This window comes from Asanoa sp. NPDC050611 (genome assembly GCF_040654855.1).
Classification (GTDB): domain Bacteria; phylum Actinomycetota; class Actinomycetes; order Mycobacteriales; family Micromonosporaceae; genus Asanoa.
This window is the reverse complement of sequence record NZ_JBFAIU010000008.1, coordinates 1-21,420: the sequence shown is the minus strand read 5'-3', so window position 1 is coordinate 21,420 and position 21,420 is coordinate 1. Positions and strand designations below refer to the sequence as shown.

Below are 21,420 nucleotides of genomic sequence, written 5' to 3'. Positions count from 1 at the left end.
TTCGTCGATCCGAACAGATTGTGGCCCAACCGCCTGAACGGTCCTCACGCGGGGTTACGAGGCGTCGACCTGCTCGGCCAGCGCGAGCCATTCCTCCTCGACCCGCTCCCGCTCCGCGCGCAGCTCGCGGAGCTGGCCGTCGAGCTCGGCGACCTTCGCGTAGTCGGTGGCGTGGGTGGCCAGCGCGTCGTGCAGCGCCGCCTCGCGCTCCTCGAGCCGGCTGACCGCCCGCTCCAGCCGGGTCAGGTCCTTGCGGGCCGCGCGGACCTCGGCCGCGGACATCCCGGCCCGCTCGGGTGCGGCGGCCGTGGCGACGACCGGTTCCGCGGCCGGCGCCGGCTTGTCCGTGGCCCGGGTCAGGTACTCGTCGACCCCGCCGGGCAGGTGCACCAGCCGGCCGTCGCCGAACATGCCGTAGACCGTGTCGGTGACCCGCTCGACCAGGTAGCGGTCGTGCGACGCGACGATCACCGTGCCGGGCCACGAGTCGAGCAGGTCCTCGAGCGAGGCCAGCGTGTCGGTGTCGAGATCGTTCGTGGGCTCGTCGAACAGCAGCACGTTGGGCTCGCCGGCGAGCAGCCGGAGCATCTGCAGGCGCCGCCGCTCGCCGCCGGACAGGTCGCTGACCGGCGTCCAGAGGCTCGACGTGCGGGTGCCGCCGCCGGAGGGCCGGTCGACGAAGCCGAACACCTCGGCGAGCTGGGCCGCGGACAGCTCCCGCCCGCCCAGGTTGACCCGCCGGGCCACCTCCTCGACCGCCTCCAGCACGCGCAGCGAGCCCGGCAGCTCGGCCAGCTCCTGCGAGAGGAACGCGGGCTTGACGGTCGCGCCGACCGTGAAGCGCCCGGCGTGCGGCGTGGACCGGCCGGCCAGCAGGCGCAGCAGCGTGGTCTTGCCGGCGCCGTTGGCGCCCAGCAGGGCCACCCGGTCGCCCGGGCCGACCTGCCAGGTCAGGTCGTCGAGGATCGGCTTGTCGCCTGCGGTCAGGAAGACGTTCTCCAGGTCGTACACCTGCTTGCCGAGGCGCGCGGTGGCCAGGCGCTGCAGGGAGAGGGTGTCGCGCGGCGGCGGCACGTCGGCGATCAGCGCGTTGGCCGCGTCGATCCGGAACCGCGGCTTCGAGGTGCGGGCCGGTGGGCCGCGGCGCAGCCAGGCGATCTCCTTGCGCAGGAGGTTCTGCCGGCGGGCCTCGGTGGCCGCCGCGATCCGCTCGCGCTCGGCCCGGGCCAGCGTCCACGCGGCGAAGCCGCCCTCGTACGCCCGGATCGTCCGGTCCGCGACCTCCCACGTGCTCGTGCAGACCGCGTCGAGGAACCACCGGTCGTGGGTGACCACCACGAGCGCGCCCTTGCGGCCGAGCAGGTGCCGGGCCAGCCAGTCGACGCCGGCGACGTCGAGGTGGTTGGTCGGCTCGTCGAGCACGAGCAGGTCGGCCGGGCGGACCAGCAGCGCGGCCAGCGCCACCCGGCGCCGCTCGCCACCGGACATCGGGCCGACCGGCTGGTCGAGGCCGAGGTGGGGCATGCCGAGGCCGTCGAGGATCGCGCGGACACCGGCGTCGCCGGCCCACTCGTGCTCGGCGCCCAGGTCCTCGGCCAGCCAGGCGGTGCCGATCACCACCTCCCGCACGGTGGCCTCGGGCGCGAACGACAGCGTCTGCGGCAGCGCCGCCACCCGCAGGTCGCGGCGCAGCGTCACCCGGCCCTCGTCGGGCTCCTCCTGCTTGGTGATCAACCGCAGCAGCGTCGACTTCCCGGCGCCGTTGAGACCCACCACGCCGATCCGGTCGGCGTCGTCGATCCCGGCCGAAACCCCGCTGAGCAGGGGCCCCGCCGCGCCGTAGCCCTTGGACACGCGGTCCAGGTTGACGATGTTGGCCATCGGACCTAGACGACGCGGGCGCCGGCGACCGGGCCCGTCTCGGTGCGCGCTTCGCGGCAGACGCCGGCCGACTCCAGGGCGCTCGCGATCATGGTGGCCTCGGAGGCGTCGTACGCCAGGAAGACGCAGGTCGGGCCCGAGCCCGAGACGATGCCGGCGAGGGCGCCCGCGGCGCGGCCGGTCTTGAGCACGTCGGCGAGCTGCGGGCGCAGCGAGATCGCGGCGGCCTGCAGGTCGTTGCCGAGGGCGGCGGCGAGCACCTCCGGGTCGCGCTGGCGCAGCGCGGCGAGCAGGTCGTCGGTGCTGCCCAGCGGCGGCGGTGCGGCCCGCAGCGCGCGCAGCCGGTCGAGCTCCGCGTAGACCGCCGGCGTGGCCAGGCCGCCGTCGGCGACCGCGATCACCCAGTGCCAGGTGGTCGGGCGGGCCAGCACCGGGCTGACCGTCTCGCCGCGGCCGGTGCCCAGCGCGGTGCCGCCGTACACCAGGAACGGCACGTCCGAGCCGATCTCCGCGGCGATCGCGGCGAGGTCGTCGCGGGTCATCCCCGTGCCCCAGAGCGCGTCGCAGGCGACCAGCGCGGCGGCCGCGTCGGCGCTGCCACCGGCCAGGCCGGCCGCGAGCGGGATCTGCTTGCGCAGGTGCAACCGGGCGTGCGCGGGGACCCCGGCATGCCGGGCCAGCGCCCGGGCGGCGCGGATCACCAGGTTGGTCTCGTCGAGGGCCAGCTCGCCGGCGCCGACGCCCTCCATGGTCAGCGTCAGCGTGTCACCGCGGCGGGCGGTCAGCTCGTCGTGCAGCGCGATCGCGTGATAGACGGTGCTGAGCTCGTGATAGCCGTCCGGGCGCGCGGGACCGACGCCCAGATGCAAGTTGATCTTAGCCGGGACCCTGACCTTGACCGGGCCGGATGCTCCCAGCCGAGGGCGTTCGTCCTCCTCCGGCTCCCACGCTTCGGTCACGGAGTGATGTCCCGGCTCAGCACGGCGTCAGCCTACTCGGGGGCGGTCGCGGTCACGTTGGCCGCCGCCGCGATGTCGGCGAACGCGCCCACGGCCAGCGCCTCGCCACGGGCGCCGGGATCGACGCCCGCCGCTACCAGCACCCGCGCGGCCCGGTCGGCACCGCCCGCCCAGCCGGCGAGCGCGGCCCGCAGCGTCTTGCGGCGCTGCGCGAAGGCCGCGTCCACGACCCGGAAGACATCCGCGCGGGGTACGTCGGCCCGCGGCGGCTCGCGCCGGGTGAACGCGACCAGGCCGGAGTCGACGTTGGGGACCGGCCAGAACACGCTCGGCGGCACCCGGCCGGCGGGACGCGCGGCGGCGTACCAGGCGAGCTTGACCGACGGGATGCCGTAGACCTTGCCGCCCGGCCCCGCGGTCAGCCGGTCGGCGACCTCCTTCTGCACCATGACCAGCCCGTGCTCCAGGGTGGGCAGCTCGGCCAGCAGGTGCAGCACCACCGGCACGGCGACGTTGTACGGCAGGTTGGCGACCAGCGCGGTCGGTGCGGGGCGCAGCTCGCCGGCGGTGATCCGCAGCGCGTCGGCGGCGTGCACAGTCAGCCGCCCGGCCGGGGCGCCGCGCGCGGCCGCCGTCTGCGCCAAGGCGCCAGCCAGCACCGGATCGACCTCGACCGCGTGCACCTGGGCACCGGCCGCGAGCAGCCCGAGGGTCAGCGAGCCCAGCCCGGGCCCGACCTCCACGACCACCTCGTCGGGCGCCAGTTCGGCGGCGGCGACGATCCGCCGCACGGTGTTCGGGTCGTGCACGAAGTTCTGCCCGAGCCGCTTGGTCGGCGCCACCCCGAGCCGGCCCGCCAGCGCGCGGATCTCGGCGGGCCCCAGCAGTTCGGTCACGGCGCCGAGCCTAGAGGAAGGGCTGCGAGGCCCGTCGCAGCGTGTGACGATCGGGGTATGTTCAAGCCAACCCGACCGTTCAGCGGGTTCTCCGTCGATGACATCCCGGCCGCGAAGCGGTTCTACGGCGACACGCTCGGCCTGCCCGTCGCCGAGGAGCACGGCATGCTCCTGATCGACATCGGGGCCGGCGCCGAGGTGCTCGTCTACCCGAAGCCGAACCACCAGCCGGCCACGTTCACGATCCTCAACTTCCCGGTCGCCGACATCGACTCCGCGGTCGACGACCTGGCCAGGCGGGGCATCACGTTCGAGCGCTACGCCGGCATGGAGCACGACGAGAAGGGCATCGTGCGCGGCGAGGGGCCGGACATCGCCTGGTTCACCGACCCCGCCGGCAACGTGCTCTCCGTGTTGTCCGACCGCTAGGGGCGCGTCCAGTCGAGCAGCTCGATGAGCTGCTCGACGGTCCCGGTCTCCCCCAGCCGCGGGAAGATCCGCTCGACGCTGTGGCGGTGGGCGGCCTCGTCCATGTCGGCCATCGCGTCGACCGCGAGCGCCACGTTGTAGCCGTGCTCGTACGCCGCCCGCGCCGTCGACTCGACGCCGATGCTCGTGGCGATCCCGGTCAGCACGATCTGCGTCACGCCCCGCCGGCGCAGCTGCAGGTCGAGGTCGGTGCCGTAGAACGCCGACCAGTTCCGCTTGGTGATCACCAGATCCCCGGGCATCTCGTCGACCAGCGTGTCCCAGCCGGCCGGCCGCGCGCCACCGCCGGCCCGGGTCTCGGTGCGCCCGGGCACCGCGTCCGCGAAGTCCGGCGCGAACGTCACCCGGACCCGCACCACCGGCAGCCCGTGCGCCCGGAACGCGTCGGCCAGCGTCGCCGACCGCACCAGCACCTCACCGGCCTCGTGCGGCGCGGTCGGCAGCGCGACGATCCCCTGCTGGAGGTCGATGACGACGAGGGCGGAGCGGGGGTCCAAGGTGGTCAGTGCCATGGTGCGTCAGCCTTTCGTTGTGCCGAGCCGACCGAGGGTGCGGTCGGCGAGCGTGCCGAGCACCCCGGCGGCGCCGACCAGCGCATCGCCGACCAGGTAGAGCCGGCGCGGGCCGTACGTGTCGACCAGCCACCCGACCACCGGCTGCCCGACGGCCGTGGCCAGGTAGAGGCCGGAGACCAGCCACGCGGTCTCGGCGGGCGGTGCGCCGAGCGCGACCCCGATCGGGATCAGCGCCACCGCGATCATCGACGAGTTGCCGACGGTGGTGGTCGCCGCGTGGCTACCAGTGACCGAACGCACGCTCCGTCGCGCCGGAGATCGCGGTGCAGAGCTCGTCGACGTCGGCGCCCTTCGCTTCCGCCAGGGCGCGCACGGTGAGCGGGATCAGGTAGGACGCGTTGGGGCGCCCGCGGTACGGCATCGGGGTCAGGTAGGGCGCGTCGGTCTCGACCAGCATCTGCTCCGCCGGGGTGATCGCGGCGGCGGCGCGCAGAGCACCGGCGTTGCCGAACGTCACCGTGCCGGCGAAGGAGAGCAGGTAGCCGCGGCGCACGCACTCGGCCGCGAACTCCTCGTCGCCCGAGAAGCAGTGCAGCACGACCGTGTCCGGTGCGCCCTCGTCGTCGAGCACCCGGAGCACGTCGGCGTGCGCGTCCCGGTCGTGGATGACCAGCGCCTTGCCGTACCGCTTCGCGATCGCGATGTGGGCCCGGAAGCTGGCCTCCTGCGCCGACCGCCCCTCGGCACCGGTGCGGAACGTGTCGAGGCCGGTCTCGCCGACACCGCGTACGCGCTCGTCCGCGGCCAGTCCCTCGATGATCCGGAGCGCCTCGTCGAGGTTGGGCAGCCGGGGCGCCTCATTCGGGTGCAGTGCCACGGTCGCCACCACGGCGGTGTGCTCGCGGGCCACGGCCAGACCCCAGCGCGACGACGCGACGTCCACACCGACCTGGACGACCCGGTCGACGCCGGCGTTCGCGGCGGCGGCCAGGGCACCGGATACGGGGTCGGGGCCGAACACGTCGCGGCCACCGCCGCCGGCCTCGCCTACCGTGATATCGATGTGCGTATGGCTGTCGGTCACCGGCACCGCGAGCGGGAGGGGCGGCGGCGGGAACTCGCCGGCACGGCGGGCGGCCCGCTGCTGGCGCGACTCGTTCGGTTGCTCGGTCATCGCCGGTCAGCATCACACATAGATGTCGTGACGCATCGCGCAGCGCCGAGCCGCGGAAGTTCACCAACTGTTCATGGCCGGCTCACGCGGCGCACCTAAGGTCTGCCGGGTGCAGGTCACCCCCCAGGAGCGCATGAGTTCCACCACCGATCTGCGCGTCACCCTCGGCGACGCGACCTACCCGGCTGTCGAGATCGCCCGGGGCGCCGCGTACGAGCTGTTCAGCGCCGAGCACGACGACGGCTTCGAACGCGACCCGCGGCCCGGCGCGCGCTACCCGTTCCACCGGTTCATCCACGTCACCGAGGTGACCGCGGTCAACGGCCGGCCGGCCGACCCGCACCACGCGGACCGGCCGCACCACGACGGGCGCGACGAGCCGGACGACCCGCTGATGCTGCCGCTGAGCCGGGCGGTGGGCTGGCACGAGGTGCACAGCCGCAGCCAGAACCCGTCGTCGGCCGGCGACCCGATCCTGCTCGCCGTGCGGGCCAGCGCGCACATCCGGCGCGGCACGCGGATGGTCAAGCACCTCTCGGCCAACCAGGTCGCGGCCTATCTGCGCGGCCGGCTGCCGCACGGGTTCTGCTACCGCGAGTACGACGTCGCGCACCTGCGCACCCCGGGCGACCTGCAGCTCCTGCGCACCGAGGCCGACAACGGCCGGGACCGCGAGGACATCGCGTTCGCCCTGCGGTGGCGGGCCGTGGACGCGTCCGACTTCGACGTGCCCGCGTACGACCGCTATCCGGGCCTGGTCACGATGCCGGCGCACGACCGGATGGGCGCGCCCGTGCTCGGCACCGGCTTCGCGCCCAGCGGCCGGCACGTGATCCCCGAGTTCGTCACCAGCAACTTCACCGAGCTGCCGATGCCGGCCAACGCGACGCTGGTCGCGTACACCGCCGACGGCGACGAGGCGATCCTCTACTCGTTCCAGCCCGAGCAGCGCGGGTGGCTGCGGATGGCCGGCCCGCGCTGGCGCGACCTCCTGTCGGAGCTGCCCGGCATCTCGCCCGACCAGGAGTACGTGCAGATCGGCGACCAGCAGTCGGCGGTGCACCTCGTCGGCACGTACCGCGGCGAGGAGGTCGTCGCGGTGGCCGACCCGCCGGGCGAGTTCCGGGTGCTGGCGATGACCCGGGCGGCCCGCTACCCGGTGGAGTCGCTGGCGCGGCGCAACGAGTACGGCCGCTGGCGCGACGCGCCCTGCCTGGTGCTCCGCCAGGAGTCGGGCTGGCTGCGGCTGCGGCTGTGCCGCCCCGACCCGGAGGCGGTGGCCCGCCTGGGCGCCCAGTGCTACGAACGCGGGGTCTACGAGACCTGGGCGCCGCTCAGCGAGGTCACCGACCGCCAGGTGATCGACAACCGGTACGAAATTTAGCGGTCAGCCGAGTTTGCTTCTCGTCAGCCGGCGAGCCGGCTGAGCTCCTCGTCGACGATCGACGGCTCCAGCTTGCGGAACACCGGCTTCGGCGCCTGCAGCTGCCGGCCGGCCTCGATCGGCACCGACTCCCACCGGGCGCCGACCGTGTAGTCACCGGTCAGCACCGGGTACGCCGGCCCGCCGTCGAGGTCGGAGACCTCCTCGATGGCCGGCATCGGCGCGTGCACGCCCGTGCCGCCGAGCAGCTCGTGCACCTTCTGCGCGGAGTGCGGCAGGAACGGCGTGAGCAGCGTGTTGGCGTCGCTGACGACCTGCAGCGCGACGTGCAGGATCGTGCCCATCCGGGGCTTGTCGGCCGCGTCCTTGAGCTTCCAGGGCGCCTGCTCGGAGAGGTATTTGTTGGCCTCGGCGACCACCCGCATCGCCTCGCCGATCGCCTGCTTCTGCCGGTGCTTCTCGATCAGCTCGCCGACCGTGCGGAAGCCGGCCCTGGCCACCGCCAGCAGCGCCTCGTCGGCCTCGGTCAGCTCGACCGCCGGCGGGATCGCGCCGAAGTTCTTCGCCGCCATCGAGATCGACCGGTTGACCAGGTTGCCCCAGCCGGCGACCAGCTCGTCGTTGTTGCGGCGGAGGAACTCGGCCCAGGTGAAGTCGGTGTCCTGGCTCTCCGGACCGGCGACCGCGATGAAGTAGCGCAGCGCGTCGGCGTCGTACCGCTCGAGGAAGTCGCGCACGTAGATCACGACCTGGCGGGACGACGAGAACTTGCGCCCCTCCATGGTCAGGAACTCGCTGGAGACCACCTCGGTCGGCAGGTTGAGGGCGCCCAGGTCGCCCGGCGAGCCGCCGCGCGAGCCCTGGCCCGAGTAGCCGAGCAGGATCGCGGGCCAGATCACCGAGTGGAAGACGATGTTGTCCTTGCCCATGAAGTAGTACGCGGCGGCGTCCTTGCCCTCGCCCTCGGCCGACCACCACTTCTTCCACGCCGACGGGTCGCCGGTGCGGCGCGCCCACTCGATCGAGGCCGACAGGTAGCCGATCACGGCGTCGAACCAGACGTAGATGCGCTTGTCGGAGCGGTCGCGCCAGCCGTCGAGCGGGATCGGCACGCCCCACTCCAGGTCGCGGGTGATCGCCCGGGGCTGCAGGTCGTCGAGCAGGTTGCGGGAGAACCGCAGCACGTTGGGGCGCCAGCCCTCGCGGGTGTCGAGCCAGGCGGCCAGCGCCTCGGCCACCGCGGGCAGGTCGAGGAAGAAGTGCTCGGTCTCCACGAACTCCGGCGTCTCGCCGTTGATCCGCGAGCGCGGGTTGATCAGCTGCTCGGGGTCGAGCTGGTTGCCGCAGTTGTCGCACTGGTCGCCGCGGGCACTGCCGTACCCGCAGATCGGGCACGTGCCCTCGATGTAACGGTCGGGCAGCGTGCGCCCGGTCGACGGCGAGATCGCGCCGAGCGTTGTCTTGGCGATGATGTAGCCGTTGCGGTAGAGGCCGTCGAACAGGTCCTGCACGACCTGGTAGTGGTTGCCGGTCGTGGTGCGCGTGAACAGGTCGTACGACAGGCCGAGCCCGTGCAGGTCCTCGACGATCACCCGGTTGTAGCGGTCGGCCAGCTGGCGCGGGGTCAGCCCCTCGCTGTCGGCCTGCACCTGGATCGGGGTGCCGTGTTCGTCGGTGCCCGACACCATGAGCACGTCGTGCCCGGCCATGCGCATGTAACGGCTGAACACGTCGGCGGGGACGCCGAAGCCGGAAACATGGCCGATGTGACGCGGGCCGTTGGCGTAGGGCCAGGCGACCGCGGCAAGAACGTGACTCATGGCCGCAAGGGTAGTGACCCAGGAATGAGCGCGGCCAGCGAGCCCGCACACCTCAGAACCGCATTGTCCGGATTTATCCGCCGACACGCGCTTTACCTGCACGAAGGGTGACGTGAGGCGTTGTCCAATGAGATTTGTGAGCGCGACGCCCGAACGACCCGAGACCGCCGGCGAGCTGGACATCGCCGCACCAGCCAACGAGCCGGACCGGGCCTGGGACGCGGCCGGCCAGCCGCACATCCCGGCACCGGCCCGCGAGCCGGCCGCGGTCACCGGGCTCGCGGCCGCGGTGCAGGGCGCCGGCGCTGCCCGCGGCGGCGCGCGGTTCGAGACGCTCCGCGACGCGACCCCGCCGGCCCCACCAGCGCCCGACACGGCCGGCACGCCCGGCACCTCCGTCGGCGACGACCTGTGGGCGAGCGAGGAGGTCGACCGGGAGACCTGGTCGCCGGCCAAGCTGGTCGTCCGCGCCCGCCGCGCCGCCACCAGGCCCAACCGGCACGCCGCCACGCGGGCCCGCCGGGTGCGCAAGCCACGCCGGCTCCGCGCCGCGCTCGCCATGCTGGTCGTGCTCGCGCTGACCGGCACCTTCTTCGCCTGGGTCACCGCGGAACCGATCTGGCTCGCGGTCGGCCGCGGCGACACCGGCACGGCGACCGTGGCCGGCTGCGTCGGATCGGGGCTCACGCAACGCTGCCGGGGCTCGTTCACCTCCGCGGACGGCCGCTACACCACCGAGCTCGTGCGGGTGCTGGGCGTGCCCGAGACGCGGACCGCGCCGGGCAGCCAGGTGCGGGCACAGATGGTGAAGGCCGGCAGCAGCAGCGCCTACCTCGACGACCGGACGGTCAACACGCTGCGCTGGCTGCTCGGCATCCTGCTCGTGCTGCTCTGCGGTCTCGGCATCGTGTTCGCCACCGGGGCGCTGCGGCTCGAGGACCGGCGGGCCAGGCGCACCGCCGCGATCTGCGGGCTGGCCGCGCCACTGCTGGTCACGGTGGGTTTCCTCGCCGCCACCTACTGATGGACGATCGCGTAGACCTCGCGCCGGCGCACGCCGTGGCGCTCGGCGACCGCCGCGATCGCGTCACGCCGTGAGCTGCCCGCGGCCTCGGCGGCGGCGACCTCGGCCCGCAACGCCTCGTCCGACGGCCGCTCGGCGGCGGTCGGAGCGGCGCCGGCGACCACCAGCGTGATCTCACCCTTGGGTTCGCCGGCGGCGGCCCACTCGGCGAGCCCGCCCAGCGGCCGGCGGACGACCTCTTCGTAGGTCTTGGTCAGCTCGCGGCAGACCGCGGCCGCCCGGTCGGCGCCGAACGCCGCGGCCAGGTCGGCGAGCATCGCGGCGAGCCGGTGCGGTGCCTCGAAGAAGACGAGCGTCCGCTCCTCGGCGGCGAGCGCCGCGAGCCGGGACCGCCGCGCCGCGCCCGTGCGGGGCAGGAACCCCTCGAAGCAGAACCGGTCGGTCGGCAGCCCGGACAGGGCCAGCGCCGTGGTCACCGCGCTGGGGCCGGGCGCCGCCGTGACCGGCAGGCCCGCGTCGAGCGCGCCGCGCACGAGCCGGTAGCCGGGGTCGGAGACGCTCGGCATGCCGCCGTCGGTCACCAGAGCGACGACCGCGCCGTCGCGCAGGGCCTCGACCAGCTCCGGCGTACGCCGTTCCTCGTTGCCCTCGAAATAGGAGACGATCCGACCACCCACAGTGATGCCGAGGTCACGCGCCAGCCGGGTCAGTCGGCGGGTGTCCTCGGCGGCGACGACATCGGCATCGGACAGGGCGTCGCGCATCCGCGCAGAGGCGTCGCCGGGGTTGCCGAGCGGTGCGCCAACCAGAACCAACCGCCCAATGCGCCCGTTGTCCGGCACTTCCTGCCCCCTCGTTACCAACCGGTCTGCCCATAGCCTGCCTGCCGAACCCCCCAATTCGGTCCCGGCAGCCTACGATCGCGGGGTGACCCTGGCGGCGACGAGCGTAGCGAGCCCCGAGGCCAGGCCCGACGAGGCCGCGCCCGCGGAGCTGCCCTCCGGCATACCCGCGCCCAAGGCGGCGGTCCCCGACGGCATCCGGCGCCGGCTGCTGCCGTTCGACGCCCGGCGCGATCCCTGGTCGTGGGCGGTCACCGGCTTCGTCGTCGCGGTCGCCGCGCTCGTGCGGTTCGTCAACCTCGCCAACCCGCCCGGCAAGATCTTCGACGAGACCTACTACGCGAAAGACGCCTACGGCCTGCTGACCAAGGGCGTCGAATGGAACTACAAGGACAACGTCGCGTCGTACGTGGTCCACCCGCCGCTCGGCAAGTGGCTGATCTCCATCGGCGAGTGGATGTTCGGCTACCAGGACGCCGACGGCAACGTCCGCGCCGCAGGTCATCTGTGGACCGCCGCGCCGGAGCTTGGCTGGCGCTTCTCCGCCGCGGTCGCCGGCACCGTCTCAGTGCTGATCATGGTGCGGGTCGCCCGGCGGATGTTCGGCTCGACGGTGCTCGGCGCCGCCGCCGGCCTGCTGCTCGCGCTCGACGGCTTCCACCTGGTGCTGTCCCGCACCGCCATCCTCGACATCTTCCTGCTGCTGTTCATCCTCGCCGCGTTCGCCGCGCTGGTGGCCGACCGCGACAGCCGCCGCCGGCGCTGGCTGGCGGCGATGGCCGACGGCCTCGACCCGACGCGGCTCGGCAAGGCTGGCCGGCTCGGCTTCGCGTTCCCCTGGTGGCGGCTCGCGGCTGGTGCGCTGTTCGGCTGCGCCGTCTCCGTGAAGTGGAGCGCGCTCTTCTTCCTGCCCGCTTTCCTGCTCCTCATCGCATGGTGGGAGTACGGCACCCGGCGCACCGTCGGCGCCCGGCACCCGCTGCGCGACACGTTCCTCGACGAGTTCGGCTGGCTCGTCATGTTCGTCGTGGTCGCGTTCGCGGTCTACCTCGCGAGCTGGAGCGGCTGGCTGCTCACGGACGACGGCTACTACCGGCACTGGCTGGCCGACAGCGGCCGCCCCGAGCCGCCGGTCATCGGCGCGCTGCACAACCTGCTGCACTACCACCAGGAGGCCTTCAAGTTCCACGAGGGCCTCGACACCAAGCACACCTACCAGTCCTGGCCCTGGCAGTGGCTGCTGCTCGGCCGGCCGGTCGCGTTCTACTGGTCCAACACCGGCAGCTGCGGCGCCGACTCCTGCGCCTCCGAGGTGCTGCTGCTCGGCACGCCCGTGCTCTGGTGGTCGTTCCTGCCGGCGCTGGCCGCGCTCGTCTGGCTCGGCATCGCCCGACGTGACTGGCGGGCCGGCGCGATCCTGCTGATGGTGTTCGTCGGCCTGGCGCCGTGGTTCTACTACGCGATCGACAACGGCCGCACGATGTTCTCGTTCTACACCGCGCCGGCGCTGCCGTTCATGATCCTGGCGGTGGTGTACGTGCTCGGGGCGATCATGTATCCGGCGGTCAGCGGGTCCGGCCCGCCGAGCCCCGACACCGCGCGCCGGCTGGCCGACCGGCGCCTGGTCGGCGGCGTGATCGCTGGCGCGTACCTCGTGCTGTTCGTGCTCTGCTTCGCCTACTTCTTCAAGGTCTTCGTCGGCGACGTCATGCCCTACGCGGACTGGTCTCACCGGATGTGGCTGGGCTCGCGCTGGATATAGCGTGGGCTGCGTGACCGATCCCCTCTGGACCGGCGTCGCGGTGGCGCTGGTGACCCTGTTCGACGACGACGGCGCGGTCGACGAGCGCGCCACCGCGGCACACGCGGCCCGGCTCGCCGACGAGGGCGTCCGGGCGGTGCTCGTCGGTGGCAGCACCGGCGAGTCCGACACCCTCACCGACGCGGAACTGGCCGGGCTGACGGCCGCGGTCCGCGCCGCCCTGCCCGCGCCGGTGCCGGTGGTGACCGGCGCCAGCGGTGCGTGGCGGGGTGCGGCGGCGGCCCGCATCGCGGCCGCGGTGGGCGCGGGCGCGGACGCGGTCCTCGTCGCTCCCCCACGCCGCCCCGGCGACCTGGCGGCCTACTACGACGCCGCGGCGAAGGCGGCCGGTTCCGCACCGGTGCTGGCCTACCACTTCCCCGGTACGGCCGGCGGCGAGGTGCCCGTGCCGGCGCTGCCGGACCTGCCGATCGCCGGGCTCAAGGACTCGACCGGTTCCGCCGAGCGCCTGCTGCAGGAGCTGGCGGTGTGGGATCGCGCGGTCTACGTGGGCTCCAGCGCGCTGGTGCTGACGGCCGGCGCGGTGGGCGCGGCCGGCGCGATCCTGGCGGTGGCCAACGCGCATCCGGCCGAGTCCGTCGCCGCGTTCGCCGGTGACGCGGCCGCGCAACGCGCCCTGCTGGCACCGCACCTGCGGTCGAGGGAGCGTTTCCCGGCGGGGCTCAAGGAAATGGTGGCCGAGCGCTACGGAACGTCGCGGGCTGCACGCTTAGCGTGAGATTTCGGCCGTTAGCTTTCATTACGAAAGAAAGACGCGCGCCCCGATCGCCTGCCACGGGGGAAGCGGGCGATAGGGGCGCGCACATGAGAGCTTAACGACCGACGATCACCCGCACAACGGGTGACGGGGTCCAAAAATGTGGTCGGATTCCCGACGCGAGCATCGCCGAACAACACCGGCAAGTGTCGCTTACCGGACAGCGCCGTTCGCGCGCTGGCCGTCACCATCCCGGGTGACGAACATCAACCCTGGTCACGGCGGTGATCGGCGCGTCGATGCCACGGCGCGTGGGGCCACGTTGTATAGGTGACGGCCGGTTCGGGCATTTTTCCGGACTGGCCCGATGAACACAGCCGAGTGATGTGCGCCTCCTCATCGCGGAGCGTGCTTTCTACGCTTCCCGCGTGAATCCGGACCATGAACCCGAAACAGAGGTAATCGTCAGTGCCGCCGAGCCGCTCGACGCGGCCGGAGCGACCTACGAGACGGTGACCTTCGGGCACGACGGCGCGGCACCCGTGTTCGTCGACGAGACCGGTCGCCGACGGCGGCTGGTACGTGTCGTCGCGTACGGCATCGGCGCCGTCTGCCTGGGCTACACCGCCCTGGTCGGCGTGAGCATCGCCGGCGGACCCGCGCTGCCGCACGCCCTGATGCCGTTCCCCGACCGCGCCGAGCAGAACGACGCTGACCGGGCCCCGGTGGAGAGACCCGAGCGGACCTCGTTCCGCCCGCCGACGCCGGGGCCGTTCGTCGCGCCGCTGCCGCCCGCGCCCGGGCCAGGCGGCTCCAGCGTGCTGCGCACCACGACCATCCCGGTGGCCGCCCGGCCGACGCCGAGCCCGACCAAGGGCACCGCGCCGGTCTCGCCACCTCCGGTGACCAGCTCGCCGACGCGTCCGGCCGAGGGCACGCCGACGCCGGCGCCGGACCCGACCACGGAACCGCCCACGCAGCCGCCCGCACCCGGCAACGGTGGCGGCACGGGCGGGTCAGCCGACCAGCCACCCGGCGGTGAAGCCGGTGGTGGAGGTGGCGGCGGCGGCGCCGACACCGGCAGCGGTGGCACGGGCGAGACCGGCGGTGGCACGGGCGAGACCGGTGGTGACACGGGCGGCTCCGGCTCCGGAGGCAGCGGCGGTGGCAGCGGGGGCACCGGCGGCGGCAGCGGAGCGGGCAGCAGCGACGACGGCACCGGCACCGGCGGGGGCACGGGCGGCGGCACGGCCAGCGGACCGGTCGCCACCGACCCGGAGCAGCCCGAGGTGCCCGACCCGACCACACCGGCCGGCCCGTCCACACTGGCCGCCAGCGCGACATGAGCGCACCGACCAGCGAACCCGCCCGCGGCACGGCCAGGATCCCGGCCGGCGTGAAGATCACCGCCACGGCGCCCGTCCAGCGGGCCGGCGGCGGTTACGACGAGGCGCCCACGGTGGTGCTCGAAGCACCGCCACCACCGCCGGCCGCGCCGCGGGCCGTACCCGCCGACGTCGAACCGCCACGGCGGCCCGCGCGGCGGGTGGTGCCGCGGCCCAAGTGGGTCGTCGCCGCGGTCCTGGTCTTCGTGTTCGTCAGCCTGCTGCTCGTCGAGGCCTACGCGAACGCCCGCTTCACCCCCGACCACCAGAGCGAGCCGGGCGACACGACGATCGTCCCCGACCGGATCATCGAGGGTGGGCCGATCATCAACGCGCCGCCGGGTCAGGAGGCACGCTCCTACCGGCTGCCGCCGAAGACGATCGCGCTGACGTTCGACGACGGCCCGGACCCGACGTGGACACCGCGGGTGCTGGCCGCGCTCGAGCGCTACGGCGCCAAGGGCACGTTCTTCGTCATCGGCTCGCAGGTGGTCCGCTACCCGGAGCTGGCCGACGAGCTGGCCAGAAAGGGCCACGAGCTCGGCGTGCACACGTTCACCCACCCGGACGTCGCGACGCTCCCGCAGTGGCGCCGCCGGATGGAGTACTCCCAGACCCAGCTCGCCCTGGCCGAGGCCGCCGGGGTGCGCAGCTCGCTGTTGCGCTTCCCGTACTCGTCCACGGCCGACGCCATCGACGACAACGCCTGGCGGCTGCTCACGAAGGCCGGCGAGCTCGGCTACGTCACCGTGGTCAACGACCGGGACAGCCAGGACTGGGCCCGCCCGGGCGTCGACCAAGTCGTCGCGAACATGATCCCCGACGGCGACCAGGGCGCGGTGGTGCTGCTGCACGACGCGGGCGGCGACCGCGCGCAGACCGTGCAGGCCCTCGAGCGGTTCATCCCGATGATGCAGGCGCGCGGCTACAGCTTCGTCACGGTCACCGACGGCCTGCGCCGCGCGCTCACGGACCCCAGGACAGGGGCCGCGCCGACGGTGCTGCGCAACCCGCCCGCTGATGCCGCCGACCGGCAGCGCGGCCTGGCGCTGGCCAGCGCGGTCCGGATCGCCGACTGGTCGCTGCAGTTCTTCGCCCTGCTCTTCCTGGTGGTCGGCCTCCTGACGCTGGCCCGTACGCTGCTGCTCTTCGTGCTCTCGGGCCGGCAGGCCAGGCGGCGCCGCGGCGACTGGTCGTGGGGCCCGCCGGTGACCGCGCCGGTCTCAGTGATCGTGCCCGCCTACAACGAGCGCGAAGGGATCGAGGCCGCGGTGCGCTCGCTGGCCGGCGGTGACTACCCGGGCGGCATCGAGGTGATCGTCGTCGACGACGGGTCGACCGACGACACGGCCGACATCGCCGCGTCGCTGGGCCTGCCCAACGTGCGGGTGATCCGCAAGGCCAACGGCGGCAAGTCGTCGGCGCTGAACACCGGCGTCGCCGCGGCCCGCTCGGACATCATCGTGATGGTCGACGGCGACACGGTCTTCGAGCACGACTCCGTCCGCCAGCTCGTGCAGCCGTTCGCCGACCCCGAGGTGGGCGCGGTCGCGGGCAACGTCAAGGTCGGCAACCGGGCCAGCCTGGTCGCCCGCTGGCAGCACATCGAGTACGTGATCGGCTTCAACCTCGACCGCCGGCTGTACGAGTCGCTGCGCTGCATGCCCACCGTCCCGGGCGCGATCGGCGCCTGGCGCAAGGACGCCCTGCTGAGTGTCGGCGGGATGAGCGACGACACGCTCGCCGAGGACACCGACGTGACGATCGCCTTCGGCCGCGCCGGTTGGAAGGTCGTCTACGAGGGCCGGGCCCGCGCCTGGACCGAGGCGCCGGCGTCCCTTGGGCAGCTCTGGCGGCAGCGTTACCGGTGGAGCTACGGGACCATGCAGGCGATGTGGAAGCACCGCGCGGCGCTGGTCGACGACGGCCCGTCGGGCCGGTTCGGCCGCCGCGGCCTGCCCTTCCTCGCGCTCTTCGGCATCGCGCTGCCGCTGCTCGCGCCCGTGATCGACCTGCTGGCCGTGTACGCGCTGCTGTTCGCCGGCCGCGCGGAGACCGTGCTCGCCTGGCTCGCGATGCTCGGCCTGCAGATGGTCACCGGCGTGGTGGCGTTCCGGCTCGACAAGGAGCGGCTCACCCCACTGTGGACCCTGCCGCTGCAGCAGTTCGCGTACCGCCAGCTCATGTATCTCGTGCTCATCCAGTCGCTGGTCACCGCGCTGACCGGCGGCCGGCTGCGCTGGCACAAGCTGCGCCGCACCGGCGAGGCGTCCGTGCAGACTTAGGCGATGGACCTGCTCACCCGCATGCGGGAGATCTGCCTGGCGCTGCCGGAGACCACCGAGCGGCTCAGCCACGGCTCGCCGACCTGGTTCGTGCGCGGCCGGACCGTCTTCGTGACCCTGCACGTCGAGGGCCACCACGACAACCGGTTCCCGCACCTGTGGTGCGCGGCGCCGGCGGGCGTGCAGGCGGAGCTGATCGCCGAGGACCCGGGCACGTTCTTCCGGCCGCCGTACGTCGGTCATCGCGGCTGGCTCGGCGTGCGGCTCGACCGCGAACCCGACTGGGCGGAGATCCGCGAGCTGGCCATCGACGCCTACCGGACAGTCGCGCCCGGGCGGCTGGTCGCCGAGCTGGAGTGATGGCAGGCTGACCGGTTGTGGCGGTGGTGGTGGGTGTGGACGGAGCCGGTCGGACGCACCGGCTCCGCGCGCTGGCCCCGCCCGGCGCGGTCTGGGTGACGCCCGACCGGCCGGCCGTCCCGGACACCGCGCCGGCGGTCGTCGTCGATGATCCACACCGGCTCGACGACGCGACGCTGCGTGCGCTGTCCGATGTGGCCCGCCGCGCGGTGCCGGTGCTGCTCGGCCGCCGGCCCACGCTCGACCGGGCGGCGCTGGCCGAGCTGGACGAGCTCGCGGCCCGGGACGGCGTGGTCCAGCTCGAGCCCCTCGACGCCGCGGCGATCGCCGCGCTGACCGGGCGCGCCGACCTCCACGTCGCGTCGGCGGGCCGGCCCGCGATCGCGGCGCTGCTGGCCGGCGGCGGGCTCCTCCCCCGGGTGCAGCGGCGACTGGCGGCCGAGCCGGGGGTGGCCGACATCGCCCGCACGCTCGCGCTCGGCCTGGACCTCACCGACGACGTGCTGGCCGCCGCGACCGGCCAGCCGCCGGACGCCCTGGCCGGCGCCCTGCGCACCCTGCGCGACCTGGGCTTCCTGGTGCCGGGCGCGGAGCGGCTGGTGCCGGCCGTCGCGACCGCGCTGCTCGACGACCTGGCACCGGCCGAGCGCCGCCGGGTGCACGCCCGGGTCGCCACCGCCCTGGCCGGGTCCGGCGCCGACCCGGTGGCCGCGGCGACCCAGCTGCGGGCCGCCCGGATCCGCGCCGGCGCCGACGTCTTCCGCGCCGCCGGCGACTGCCTGCGGTTCACCGACCCGGCGGCCGCGATCGGGTGGTACGCCGACGCGGTGGACGCCGGTGCCGACCCGGCCCAGGTCGCGGCCGGACACGCCGAGGCGGCCGCGCTGGTCGGGTTGCCGGTCGATCCCGCGCCGGGCGACCCACACCGGTTGGCGCTGGTGGCCGGCGCCGTGGCCGCACACGACGGCCGGCCGGCCCGCGCCGCCGACGTGCTGGTCGCGGCCGCGCCGCCCGGGCCGCTGCTCGCGGTGCCGTCGCTCGTCGCCCTCGGCCGGGCGGCGGAGGCCCGCGCGCTGGCGACCGGCGAGCCGGCGCCGTTCCGGCTGCTCGCCGCGGCGGTGCTGGCGGCCGGTGACGAGCCGGCGGCGGCCGTACCGCTGCTGATCGAGGCCGCCGAAGCCGCGGAGCGCACGCCGGCCGCGGTCGTCCCGCCGGACACGCCGCACGCGTGGGGTGCGGTCGTCGCGGTCACCGCAGGCGACGCCGCCACCGCCGAGCACCTGCTGGGCCGCGCCCTCGACCGCGGCGTCGGTGGACCGGTCGGCGCACAGCGCCATCGCCTGCTGCTGGCCTGGGTGCGGCTGCGCGCGGGCCGCTACGACACGGCGGTCGCTGAGCTGCGCCGGCTCGGCACCGGCCTGCCCGGCCGCGAGGTGCTGCTCGCCGCCGCGTTGCGGGCCGGGCTCGCCCGCCGGTCGGGCGACATCGCGAAGCTGCGCGAGGCGTGGTCCAGCGTCGAGCCCGTGCTGGCCCGCCAGGCCGTCGACCTCTTCCAGGCGGAGCAGGTCGAGGAGCTGGCGGTGGCGGCGACCCGGCTGCGCCGGCCGCAGCGGATCGCGCCGGTGCTGGCCGCGCTCGACTCGGCGGTCGCCGGACTCGGCCACCCGCCGGCCTGGACGGTCACCGTCGCGTGGATCCGGCTGCAGCTCGGAGTGGCCGCCGACGACGCGACCGCGGTCAAGGCGGCCGCCGCCGCGATGGCCGGTCGTGGCCAGGGCCGGCAGCGGGCCCAGGCTGCCGCCGCCGCGACGTGGGCGCGCTCGGTCGGCGGCACCGTCGACCTCGACGACGTCGTGGCCGCGGTGGACGGGCTGGCGGAGGCCGAGCTGCCCTGGGAGGCGTCCCGGCTCGCCGGCCACGCCGCCATCCGCACCGCCGACCCCGGGGCAGCGCGCCGGCTGCTGGAGGTCGCCCGCGAACTGTCCGGTGTGGAGCAGGAACGGGCCGGCGAGGGCAACGCGGCCGGGCTGTCGGAGCGCGAGGTCGAGGTGGCCCGGCTGGTCCTCGACGGCCGTACGCACAAAGAGATCGGGGCCCAGCTCTACATCTCGCCGAAAACCGTCGAGCACCACGTGGCCCGGATCCGCGTCAAGGTCGGTGCCACCGATCGGGCCGAGTTCGTCGCGGCGCTGAAATCCCTGCTCAATTCCTGACACTCCGCGTCATGAGCGGCCCGTTTCACGGTCTGCTGTGTACCAGCCGATCCCCCTATCGACTCCCCTAGGCAGGGGGGTCTTCCCGATGTCCGGGGGGTGGGCCGGCGGCGAGGCTGTACTCACCCCGCCAGACAGGCCGGGAGCGATCCTCAGAAGGGGGAACCGGAAATGCAGAACGTCGAGCTCACCAACCTCCTGGTCAACTTCATCGAGAAGCTGGCGAACAACCCGCGCGAGGCGCTGCAGTTCGTGAAGGACCCGGAGGGCCAGCTGGTCGCCGAGGGCATCAGCGAGCACGATCTGTCCGGCCTGGACATGCCGGCGATCACGCAGATCGCCTGCGGCCAGCCCGGCTTCCCGGCCGACGCGAGTCGGGCGCTGCAGAGCTACACGAGCGGTGGCGGCGGTGGCGGCGGCGGCTACAACCCGCCCGCGCACCACGTGACCTCGGGTCCGCAGTCGATGGAGCAGGTCGTGCAGCACCTGACCTACGTGACGCAGGTGACCAACGACAACGACATCATCAACGAGATCGTCGACCAGAGCACCAACGTCGAGGTGGGCGACGACTTCGACGGTGACATCGACATCGACACCAACAACGCGAACGCGTCCGGCGCGGGCGCCGTGGCCGTCGGCGAGGCCGACGACGTCAACGCCGCGACGGGCGACAACTCCCAGGTCGTCGACGGCGACATCGAGGGCGACAACCTCTTCAACAGCGACGGCGCCGTCTCGGTCGACGGTGACCTCGAGGCGCCCGTGGTGACCGGCGTCAACACCGGCATCGTGGCCGACGGCGACGTCGACCGCTCGATCGTGGGCGACGGCAACGAGCAGCAGGCCAACGACGTGGACGTCGACGGCGACAACGACGGTGTCATCAACTTCGGCGACGGCGACGTCAACAACGTCAACGACTCGACCCTCGACAACTCGAACGTCGGCTCGGGCACCAACATCGCCGACAACGACGACTCCGCGATCGGCCTCGGCGACGGCGACACCACCAACGAGGACAACGACACCACGATCACCGAAAACACGAACGTCAACGCCGAGGACTCCGTGGTCAACACGGAGCAGGGCCCCGGCGACCAGGACGCCGACTTCGAGCAGGAGATCGACGTCGACCTGGGCCTGCCGCACCCGGTCCGGACCCTGGAAGAGGTCGACGAGCCCGCCCTGCGCGAGGAAGAGCCCGAGGACGCCCCGGCCTGACCCCACAACTGAACCAACCACTCGCCGACAGCGGGCGGTCGGGCCACCCGGCCCGACCGGCCCGCTGCGCCGTACGCAGGAGGGACGATGGACACCACAGCGGCGACCGCGCTGGTCGACCTGGGGATCAAGGCGTGCACGGCGTACGGGCGGGAGGATCTCGCCGCGCGGCTCGGCCGGATCGGCGCCGGGCTCGCCGACCCGGCGGTGCACATCGTCGTGGCGGGCGAGTTCAAGCAGGGCAAGAGCTCACTGATCAACGCGCTGCTCGGCACCGCGGTCTGCCCGGTCGACGACGACGTGGCCACCGCGGTGCCGACGTTCGTGCGGCACGGTGACGAGAAGACCGCGACCCTCGTCTACGACGGCAACCCGCCCCGGCGCGAGCAGGTCGGACCTCGGCCGCCGACAGCCAGCAGCAGAAGACGCAGGACCTGCTGAGCAGCGGCG

The 21,420-nt window shown here is 73.8% G+C and carries 19 protein-coding genes; 11 read left to right on the top strand and 8 right to left on the bottom strand.

The window, feature by feature from the left end; genetic code table 11:
* Positions 1-54: 54 nt before the first annotated feature.
* From AB0H87_RS02565 to rsmA, 3 genes are read right to left on the bottom strand one after another with little or no spacing between them, the layout of a single operon-like run.
* Positions 55-1,881 (bottom strand): ABC-F family ATP-binding cassette domain-containing protein, encoded by a 1,827-nt coding sequence (locus AB0H87_RS02565; RefSeq protein ID WP_360138385.1) that lies wholly within the window; start codon positions 1,879-1,881, stop codon positions 55-57.
* Between the two features lie 5 nt (positions 1,882-1,886).
* Entirely contained in the window at positions 1,887-2,840 is a 954-nt protein-coding gene (locus AB0H87_RS02560; protein WP_360138382.1) for a 4-(cytidine 5'-diphospho)-2-C-methyl-D-erythritol kinase, read from the bottom strand.
* A gap of 32 nt (positions 2,841-2,872) precedes the next feature.
* Positions 2,873-3,736 carry a 16S rRNA (adenine(1518)-N(6)/adenine(1519)-N(6))-dimethyltransferase RsmA gene (rsmA, locus tag AB0H87_RS02555; protein WP_360138379.1) on the bottom strand — a complete coding sequence of 288 codons (864 nt, stop codon included), beginning with the start codon at positions 3,734-3,736 and terminating at the stop codon, positions 2,873-2,875.
* Positions 3,737-3,793: 57 nt separating this feature from the next.
* Here rsmA and AB0H87_RS02550 point away from each other — a divergent pair, with 57 nt between their 5' ends.
* Positions 3,794-4,165: a VOC family protein gene (locus tag AB0H87_RS02550; RefSeq protein ID WP_360138376.1), complete on the top strand. Its 372-nt coding sequence runs from the start codon at positions 3,794-3,796 to the stop codon at positions 4,163-4,165.
* Here AB0H87_RS02550 and AB0H87_RS02545 read toward each other — a convergent pair.
* Genes AB0H87_RS02545 through AB0H87_RS02535 form a run of 3 tightly spaced genes read right to left on the bottom strand, consistent with a single transcriptional unit; the run spans position 4,162 to position 5,914 of the window.
* Positions 4,162-4,737 carry a hydrolase gene (locus AB0H87_RS02545; RefSeq protein WP_360138373.1) on the bottom strand — a complete coding sequence of 192 codons (576 nt, stop codon included), beginning with the start codon at positions 4,735-4,737 and terminating at the stop codon, positions 4,162-4,164. The genes AB0H87_RS02550 and AB0H87_RS02545 overlap by 4 nt on opposite strands.
* Before the next feature lie 6 nt (positions 4,738-4,743).
* A complete protein-coding gene (locus AB0H87_RS02540) occupies positions 4,744-5,040 on the bottom strand; it encodes an MFS transporter (RefSeq protein WP_360138370.1) in 297 nt (98 codons plus the stop codon).
* Complete coding sequence (locus AB0H87_RS02535) at positions 5,021-5,914, bottom strand: TatD family hydrolase (protein ID WP_360138367.1); 894 nt, start codon at positions 5,912-5,914, stop codon at positions 5,021-5,023. The genes AB0H87_RS02540 and AB0H87_RS02535 overlap by 20 nt, the downstream gene beginning before the upstream one ends.
* A 133-nt stretch (positions 5,915-6,047) precedes the next feature.
* Between AB0H87_RS02535 and AB0H87_RS02530 the strand changes: the two genes are divergently transcribed.
* Positions 6,048-7,298 (top strand): hypothetical protein, encoded by a 1,251-nt coding sequence (locus tag AB0H87_RS02530; protein ID WP_360138364.1) that lies wholly within the window; start codon positions 6,048-6,050, stop codon positions 7,296-7,298.
* Between the two features lie 23 nt (positions 7,299-7,321).
* Here the strand turns inward: AB0H87_RS02530 and metG are convergent, their stop codons facing one another.
* Entirely contained in the window at positions 7,322-9,118 is a 1,797-nt protein-coding gene (gene metG, locus AB0H87_RS02525) for a methionine--tRNA ligase (protein ID WP_360138361.1), read from the bottom strand.
* A gap of 136 nt (positions 9,119-9,254) precedes the next feature.
* Between metG and AB0H87_RS02520 the strand changes: the two genes are divergently transcribed.
* A complete protein-coding gene (locus tag AB0H87_RS02520; protein WP_360138358.1) occupies positions 9,255-10,142 on the top strand; it encodes a hypothetical protein in 888 nt (295 codons plus the stop codon).
* Here the strand turns inward: AB0H87_RS02520 and rsmI are convergent.
* Entirely contained in the window at positions 10,136-10,984 is an 849-nt protein-coding gene (gene rsmI, locus AB0H87_RS02515) for a 16S rRNA (cytidine(1402)-2'-O)-methyltransferase (RefSeq protein ID WP_360138355.1), read from the bottom strand. The two genes, AB0H87_RS02520 and rsmI, sit on opposite strands and share 7 nt — an antisense overlap.
* 151 nt (positions 10,985-11,135) lie before the next feature.
* Between rsmI and AB0H87_RS02510 the strand changes: the two genes are divergently transcribed.
* The 8 genes from AB0H87_RS02510 to AB0H87_RS02475 all read left to right on the top strand — a co-directional run bounded on the left by AB0H87_RS02510 (position 11,136) and on the right by AB0H87_RS02475 (position 21,411).
* Positions 11,136-12,746 (top strand): phospholipid carrier-dependent glycosyltransferase, encoded by a 1,611-nt coding sequence (locus tag AB0H87_RS02510; RefSeq protein ID WP_360138486.1) that lies wholly within the window; start codon positions 11,136-11,138, stop codon positions 12,744-12,746.
* A 10-nt stretch (positions 12,747-12,756) separates the two neighbouring features.
* Positions 12,757-13,524, top strand: a complete 768-nt coding sequence (locus tag AB0H87_RS02505; protein WP_360138352.1) for a dihydrodipicolinate synthase family protein — start codon at positions 12,757-12,759, stop codon at positions 13,522-13,524.
* Positions 13,525-13,931: 407 nt separating this feature from the next.
* Positions 13,932-14,849 (top strand): hypothetical protein, encoded by a 918-nt coding sequence (locus AB0H87_RS02500; RefSeq protein ID WP_360138349.1) that lies wholly within the window; start codon positions 13,932-13,934, stop codon positions 14,847-14,849.
* Positions 14,846-17,173 carry a glycosyltransferase gene (locus tag AB0H87_RS02495; protein ID WP_360138346.1) on the top strand — a complete coding sequence of 776 codons (2,328 nt, stop codon included), beginning with the start codon at positions 14,846-14,848 and terminating at the stop codon, positions 17,171-17,173. The genes AB0H87_RS02500 and AB0H87_RS02495 overlap by 4 nt, the downstream gene beginning before the upstream one ends.
* Positions 17,174-17,176: 3 nt before the next feature.
* Complete coding sequence (locus tag AB0H87_RS02490; protein WP_360138343.1) at positions 17,177-17,533, top strand: MmcQ/YjbR family DNA-binding protein; 357 nt, start codon at positions 17,177-17,179, stop codon at positions 17,531-17,533.
* A 35-nt stretch (positions 17,534-17,568) separates the two neighbouring features.
* Positions 17,569-19,746, top strand: a complete 2,178-nt coding sequence (locus tag AB0H87_RS02485) for a LuxR C-terminal-related transcriptional regulator (RefSeq protein ID WP_360138340.1) — start codon at positions 17,569-17,571, stop codon at positions 19,744-19,746.
* Positions 19,747-19,917: 171 nt separating this feature from the next.
* Entirely contained in the window at positions 19,918-20,970 is a 1,053-nt protein-coding gene (locus AB0H87_RS02480; RefSeq protein ID WP_360138337.1) for a hypothetical protein, read from the top strand.
* Positions 20,971-21,057: 87 nt separating this feature from the next.
* Positions 21,058-21,411, top strand: coding sequence for a dynamin family protein (locus AB0H87_RS02475; protein ID WP_360138334.1), 354 nt, complete (start codon positions 21,058-21,060; stop codon positions 21,409-21,411).
* The last annotated feature ends 9 nt before the right edge of the window (positions 21,412-21,420 follow it).

Excerpts from the sequence above, each read along its gene's own strand:
- AB0H87_RS02565 (WP_360138385.1), bottom strand. The coding sequence starts at position 1,881 with ATGGCCAACATCGTCAACCTGGACCGCGTGTCCAAGGGCTACGGCGCG.
- AB0H87_RS02550 (WP_360138376.1), top strand. The coding sequence starts at position 3,794 with ATGTTCAAGCCAACCCGACCGTTCAGCGGGTTCTCCGTCGATGACATC.
- AB0H87_RS02545 (WP_360138373.1), bottom strand. The coding sequence starts at position 4,737 with ATGGCACTGACCACCTTGGACCCCCGCTCCGCCCTCGTCGTCATCGAC.
- AB0H87_RS02535 (WP_360138367.1), bottom strand. The coding sequence starts at position 5,914 with ATGACCGAGCAACCGAACGAGTCGCGCCAGCAGCGGGCCGCCCGCCGT.
- AB0H87_RS02530 (WP_360138364.1), top strand. The coding sequence starts at position 6,048 with ATGAGTTCCACCACCGATCTGCGCGTCACCCTCGGCGACGCGACCTAC.
- metG (WP_360138361.1), bottom strand. The coding sequence starts at position 9,118 with ATGAGTCACGTTCTTGCCGCGGTCGCCTGGCCCTACGCCAACGGCCCG.
- AB0H87_RS02495 (WP_360138346.1), top strand. The coding sequence starts at position 14,846 with ATGAGCGCACCGACCAGCGAACCCGCCCGCGGCACGGCCAGGATCCCG.
- AB0H87_RS02490 (WP_360138343.1), top strand. The coding sequence starts at position 17,177 with ATGGACCTGCTCACCCGCATGCGGGAGATCTGCCTGGCGCTGCCGGAG.
- AB0H87_RS02480 (WP_360138337.1), top strand. The coding sequence starts at position 19,918 with ATGCAGAACGTCGAGCTCACCAACCTCCTGGTCAACTTCATCGAGAAG.
- AB0H87_RS02475 (WP_360138334.1), top strand. The coding sequence starts at position 21,058 with ATGGACACCACAGCGGCGACCGCGCTGGTCGACCTGGGGATCAAGGCG.